This window comes from Halovivax sp., assembly GCA_007119345.1.
Lineage (GTDB): Archaea > Halobacteriota > Halobacteria > Halobacteriales > Natrialbaceae > Halovivax.
On the sequence record SKPV01000208.1, the window covers coordinates 1 to 5468 of the forward strand.

Below are 5468 nucleotides of genomic sequence, written 5' to 3' on the forward strand. Positions count from 1 at the left end.
GCGGTCACCGCTCGCAATATCGAGATTCCTCGCTGGCGCTCGGAGTCTCGCGGCTCGCGGTTCCCTGCGGTCACCGCTCGCAATATCGAGATTCCTCGCTGGCGCTCGGAGTCTCGCAGCTCGCGGGTCGTCCCTCCCCGCTCGCATTTCCGAGGTGGCTCACTTCGTTCGCCACCTCGCACTCACTCCCCGCCCATAATCCGCTCGACGAGGCGCGAGCCGCCGCCCTCCAGCGCCGACCGGACGAGGAGGTGTCCCCCGAGCTGGGCGGGGCTGATCACCTCGTCCGCGCCGGCGCGCTCGAGCTTCTTCGTGTTCTCGCGGTCGGTCGCGGCCGCGACGATCCGCCCGTCCGGACGGAGCTGCCGGGCGGTGAGGATCGCCAGCGCGTCCTGTGCGTCGTCGTTCGTCGCGACGAGGATCGCGCGGGCGCGCTCGATGTGCGCCCGTTCGAGCGGCCCTTCGTCGCTCGGATCGGCGGAAACGACGGGGATGTCGCGGTCGGCCAGCGCCGTCGTCGCCTCCTGGTCGCGGGTGACGACGGCGAACGGCGTCCCGCCCGCCTCGAGTACGTCGACGATCGGTTCGGTCAGTTCCCCGTAGCCGAGCACGAGGACGTGGTTTTCGAGCGTCTGGAGCTGTGAGTCGGTCATCTTTCCGAGGGTTTTGGTGAGGCGGGCCTGGATGGCGGGGCCGACGAGCGCGCCGATGGCGATACCGAAGCTAGCCACCCCGAGGACGACCACCGACATCGTGAACAGCTGGGCCTCTTCGGAGCCGGGGTGGATGTCGCCGTAGCCGACGGTACTCGACGTGATCAGCGTGAAGTAGAAGGCGTCGATCAGCGTTTCGATGCCGTCGAAGTCCTCGCGGAGCGTGTACGCGCCGACGGTGCCGTACAGTTGGACGCCGACGAGCGCGCCGCCAGCGCCCAACTGCGTCGCGGTGAGCGAGACGGTACCAGTAAAGCTGTTTCGCGTGACGAGCAGCGTCGGAATCGCGACCAGCGAAAGGACGACGAGGGGCAAGGAGTACGGACTGCCCTGGAGCAGGCCCTGGCCGGCCGTGATGGGAAGCAAGAACAGCGTCGACCACCAGCCCACGCGCAGGCCGCGCCGGAGCGCGAACGCGCTCCCGACCATGAGAAAGCCGGTCAGGACGCCCGTAAAGCCCACCGCTCGCTGGACGGCGTTCGGAACGTGGGCCGCGACCGGCCCGAACTCGATGATCTCCTGGCTGATGTTGTATAGCCCCGTCGCTACCGACAGGAGCGCGACGAGTATCGTGAGGGTGATCGCCGCTCTCGTGCTGAGCATTCGCCGCCAGTTGTCCGGCAACCGGTCGGTCCAGGTCCCGGCGTCCATACGCTCCGGTGGGCATGGCGGGCAGTTAAACGATCCGCTGTCGAGAAGGCTCTCTCATCACTCGGCGACGCCATCGAACCGGAGTTTCCGGCGATCTCCCATCACTCGGCGGCGTCCACCGAGTCGAGTGCTCTCGCGACTTCCCCGTCGCCAACCGGCGGCTCGACTCGTCGCCCGTTCGCGGCGCGCTGGAGTCCGCGGAGTTCGGCCGGCCGTCCGAGCGCGATGACTGTGTCGCCGGCCGCCAGCTTGCGGTCGCGCTGTGGCAGGGTTTCGACCGCACCGTCGGCGTCGCGAACGGCGATCACCGTCGCGTCGACGTCGGACAGCGGGGCGCCGACGAGCGGACTCCCCTCGGAGACTTCGACCGCTTGCATGGTCTCGTCGGCCCGTCGAAGCATGCCGGCGAACTCGCGGTCGACCCGGACGTCGCTCGGCAGCGTCACCAATCGATAGGTGACGGTGGGATCGATCGACGCCGCAACGCTCTCGTCGACGATGATCGTGGCGACCGTCCCGACGACCGCCCTGAGTTCGCCGGTGCAGATCCGTTCGGGAGCGGCGGGGACCCGATCGCTCGACGGGGCCGGCTCGGCTGCGGTATCGTCGACGGCGGTATTCGGTCCCTCGCCCGGTTTGGTCGGTCGCCCCGTCTGGCCCGTTTCGCTCGGTCGCCCCGTCTGGCCCGTTTCGCTCGGTCGCCCCGTTTCGCTCGGTCCAATCGGTCGCCCCTCCTCGCCGGTGCCCGCCGGGGCCGGACTCCGCCAGAGCTGGATCGAATCGCCCGGGCTCGCGCTGAACGCGGGATCACAGCGGACCGCGACCGCCACCGAACCCGGCGGTAACGTCGATCCGATCCCCGCGGGTCGCCGGCCCAGTCCGAGGTGAGCGACCGTTCCGTCCGGCTCGAGCTCGAGGTCGACGTAGCCGACGTCGTGTTCTTCCTTGAGGCGACCGACGAGCTTCGTCCGCAGCGCCTCCACCGACAGCCGTGCGGGGAACTCGAACGACCGCCCCTCGAGATCGCGTTTCGTCTCTTCGGCGACGGGCTCGTAGCCGTCGATGTCGCCGATCTCCTCCGGTAGTTGCACGACCGTCCAGCGACCGGTCGCCCGCACCAGCGGGCCGTGGAGGCTGCTGCCGAGGGCGGCCGGTCTGAAGCGTTTCGACGTGGCGAATCGGTCGCCGAGGAGGCGACCCGCACTGGCCGAGACGGCGGCGAGGACGAAGATCGCGATGTCGATCGACGCGGCGGTGACCGTCAGTCCGCCCGAGCCCTCGCCGATGAACTGGATCAGCACGTTCCGCGTGTTGAGCGCCAGACCCACGGCGCCGAGCCCGAGGATCAGCGAGGCGCCCTCGGGGATGTCCGCCCCCGTGTACAGCCGGAAGACGAACGCGGCGCTCCCCGCCACCAGGGCCGCGAGCAGCGAGAGGCCGACCGCCTGGGCCAGAACCCACAGGATCGACTCGCCGCCGATCTCGAACATCAGGCGACCGCCTCCGCGAACGACCGCAGGTTCCCGCGCCGTCCGACGACGATCAGCTCGTCCCCGCCCTGCAGGACGACGTCCTCTCGCGGAACGGTGATGACCTCGGCGGCTCGTCGAACCGCCAGGACGGCCACGCCGTAACTGGTCCGAAACTTCGCCGTCCCGAGCGAGCTTCCGTCGAGAACGCTCCCCGGGCTGACGGCGAGTTTCTCGAAGCGGTTTTCGCCGCGGCGCAAGATCCCGATCGCCTCGTACTCGCGGCGTGACCCTCGCGACCGGACGACCGTCGGAGCCGACCCTTCGGCGAGGAGGCGCCTGCTCTCCTCGAGCGAGCAGGCGATCGTCACCTGTCCCTCCCCGCCGGTCGTCGTCGGCGCGCGCCGGAGGGTCCGTGGTTTCGATTCGCCGGTGGCCTCCTCGGCGTCCGGCTCGGGCTCGGGCTCGGGCTCCTCCGGCGCTGCGCCGTGCGTCCGGGCACTCACCACCGGCCCCGAGACGTCGCCGTCGGGCAGCCGGACCGTCACGAGGTCGCCGCGGGCGACACCCGTCGGCACCAGCGTCTCGATGGAGACGGCCCGCATCCCCTCCGGAACGCGGCGGGAGAGTCCCGCGATCGACGGCGCCGCGGCGATCCGCGCCTTGCCCTTCCGGTCGATCCGAACCGTCACCTCGGCGAGTTCGTGCTCGTCGAGCAGCTTCGTCGTGAGCTCGGCTTCGAGCTCCGCGAGCGACCGGTCTGCGGGCAGCTTCCAGTCGTCGGTTCGAATCTCCTCCCGGAGCGCTTCAGGCAGTGGCGGATAGCCCTCTATGTCGTCGACCTCGCCGGCCACCGTCACCCGGACCCGGCCGAGGTTGTCGACCCGGTCGAGCACGTCCGTCGATAGCTTGTGCGAGCGGATCGACTCCAGAGTCAGCTTCCGCGGCGTCGCTATCGCCAGCTTGTCGCCGACGCTGTGTGCCCAGAGACACGCCATCAGGATAACGGCGATCGCGGTCATCCCCGCCAGGTTGTCCGCGATCTCCGGGTCGATGAGGCCCATCAGTCCGCCGGAGATCCCCGCCAGCGCGCCCCCGAGCACGACGACACCGAATCCGGGAACGGTGACGTCCGTCACGTACTTGAACGTAAAGCCGATCGAGAACGCGATCAGCGCCGGAAAGAGGGCGGCGAGAAGGCCGAGATAGAGTCCCAGCAGAAGTTCCGACAGCAGCTGGTTCATGGGCCGCGTTCGGAGTGGACGGTCAAAGGCCTATCCCTCGCCGAACCCGGTGCCGGGTCGCCGGTCGTGATCGACCCGGGCGCCGTCGGCGGCGGCGTCCGACGATGGCGCCGTCGGTGACGCCCGCAGAATCGCCATCCTTTTCGACGTCGCGTCGGTGTCGCGGGTATGCACGGCGGCACTCGCGTCTCGGCGGAGTACGACTTCACCGAGGACGTCGACCCCGGAACCAAGCGACACGTCAGATACCCGGTCGGCGAAACCTACCTCGGGGACCCCGTCGAGATTCCGGTCACGATCGTCCGCGGCGAGCGCGACGGACCGACGATCTTCCTCTCGGCGGCCGTCCACGGCGACGAACTCAACGGCGTCAAAGTGGTTCAGGAGGTCGCGAGCCGCTACGACCCGGCCGACCTCCACGGAACCCTCGTCTGCCTCCACGTGGTGAACGTCCCCGCCTTCTACGCCCAGCAGCGCGACGTCCCGATCTACGATCAGGACCTGAACCGCACGTTCCCCGGGAAAAAGCGCGCCAACACCGCCCAGCGAATGGCCCACCGCATCTATCAGGGCTTCGTCAGCGAGTGCGACCTCGGGATCGACTTCCACACGTCGACGCGCAACCGAACCACGATATACCACGTCCGCGCCGACCTGGAGGATCCGAGCGTCGAGCGCCTCGCCCGGTCGTTCGGTCCGAACGTGGTGCTCTACGGCGACGGCGACGGCGGCTCGCTGCGCGCCGCCGCGACGAGCGACGGGATATCGACGATCACCGTCGAGATGGGACGGGCCCACCGGTTCCAGGCGGTGCTCATCGAGAAGGCCCTCGAGGGCGTCGAGAGCGTCCTCGCCGAGTACGAGCTGTTGCCCGGGCGGCCGGTCCACTGGCCGGGCTGGTACGTGACGACCGCGATCGACACCGAGAAGCGCTGGATCCGCGCGGACAGCGGCGGCCTGGTCGAGATGGAGTGGGGTCCGTATCCGCTCGTCTACGCCGACGAACCGATCTGCCGGATCACGAACCACTTCGCCAGTCGCGAGGACGTCGTCCGCGCCCCGTTCACCGGCCTCATCGTCGGCGTCCTCGAGAACCCGGTCGCGCTCCCCGGCCACCCGGTCTGTCACCTGCTCCGGCTCGACGCCGACACCCGCGACGAGATCGAACGCGAGATCGAGACCGGCGAGTTCGACGGCTACCGCATCCACGGTGACTGGATCGACGAGTGAGGACGCAGCCGAGATATGGCGATCTGATCCGGTGGGCAGCGAACGGGCGATCGTGTGGAGGGGTGTGTGAGGATGATCGCGCCGAGGACAGAGCGAGAGTCACCGCCGCCAGATCGGAGAACGGCCACTCGAATCGGGGACAGAGGCACCGTTGAGACCAC

At 69.2% G+C, this 5468-nt stretch carries 4 protein-coding genes; 1 reads left to right on the plus strand and 3 read right to left on the minus strand.

Features of this window, described 5'->3' with window-relative positions; genetic code table 11:
- Nucleotides 1-182: 182 nt before the first annotated feature.
- From QZT59_RS14500 to QZT59_RS14510, 3 genes are all read right to left on the minus strand, one after another.
- Nucleotides 183-1364, minus strand: a complete 1182-nt coding sequence (locus tag QZT59_RS14500) for an NAD-binding protein (RefSeq protein ID WP_290817911.1) — start codon at nucleotides 1362-1364, stop codon at nucleotides 183-185.
- A 101-nt stretch (nucleotides 1365-1465) separates the two neighbouring features.
- Complete coding sequence (locus tag QZT59_RS14505; RefSeq protein ID WP_290817912.1) at nucleotides 1466-2854, minus strand: TrkA C-terminal domain-containing protein; 1389 nt, start codon at nucleotides 2852-2854, stop codon at nucleotides 1466-1468.
- Nucleotides 2854-4077, minus strand: a complete 1224-nt coding sequence (locus tag QZT59_RS14510) for a TrkA C-terminal domain-containing protein (RefSeq protein ID WP_290817913.1) — start codon at nucleotides 4075-4077, stop codon at nucleotides 2854-2856. Before QZT59_RS14510 ends, QZT59_RS14505 begins: the two co-directional genes overlap by 1 nt.
- Before the next feature lie 168 nt (nucleotides 4078-4245).
- Here QZT59_RS14510 and QZT59_RS14515 point away from each other — a divergent pair, with 168 nt between their 5' ends.
- Nucleotides 4246-5307 carry a succinylglutamate desuccinylase/aspartoacylase family protein gene (locus QZT59_RS14515; RefSeq protein ID WP_290817916.1) on the plus strand — a complete coding sequence of 354 codons (1062 nt, stop codon included), beginning with the start codon at nucleotides 4246-4248 and terminating at the stop codon, nucleotides 5305-5307.
- Nucleotides 5308-5468: the final 161 nt, after the last annotated feature.

Coding starts and splice junctions, on each gene's coding strand:
- QZT59_RS14500 (WP_290817911.1), bottom strand. CDS start 1,364: ATGGACGCCGGGACCTGGACCGACCGGTTGCCGGACAACTGGCGGCGA.
- QZT59_RS14515 (WP_290817916.1), top strand. CDS start 4,246: ATGCACGGCGGCACTCGCGTCTCGGCGGAGTACGACTTCACCGAGGAC.
- QZT59_RS14510 (WP_290817913.1), bottom strand. CDS start 4,077: ATGAACCAGCTGCTGTCGGAACTTCTGCTGGGACTCTATCTCGGCCTT.
- QZT59_RS14505 (WP_290817912.1), bottom strand. CDS start 2,854: ATGTTCGAGATCGGCGGCGAGTCGATCCTGTGGGTTCTGGCCCAGGCG.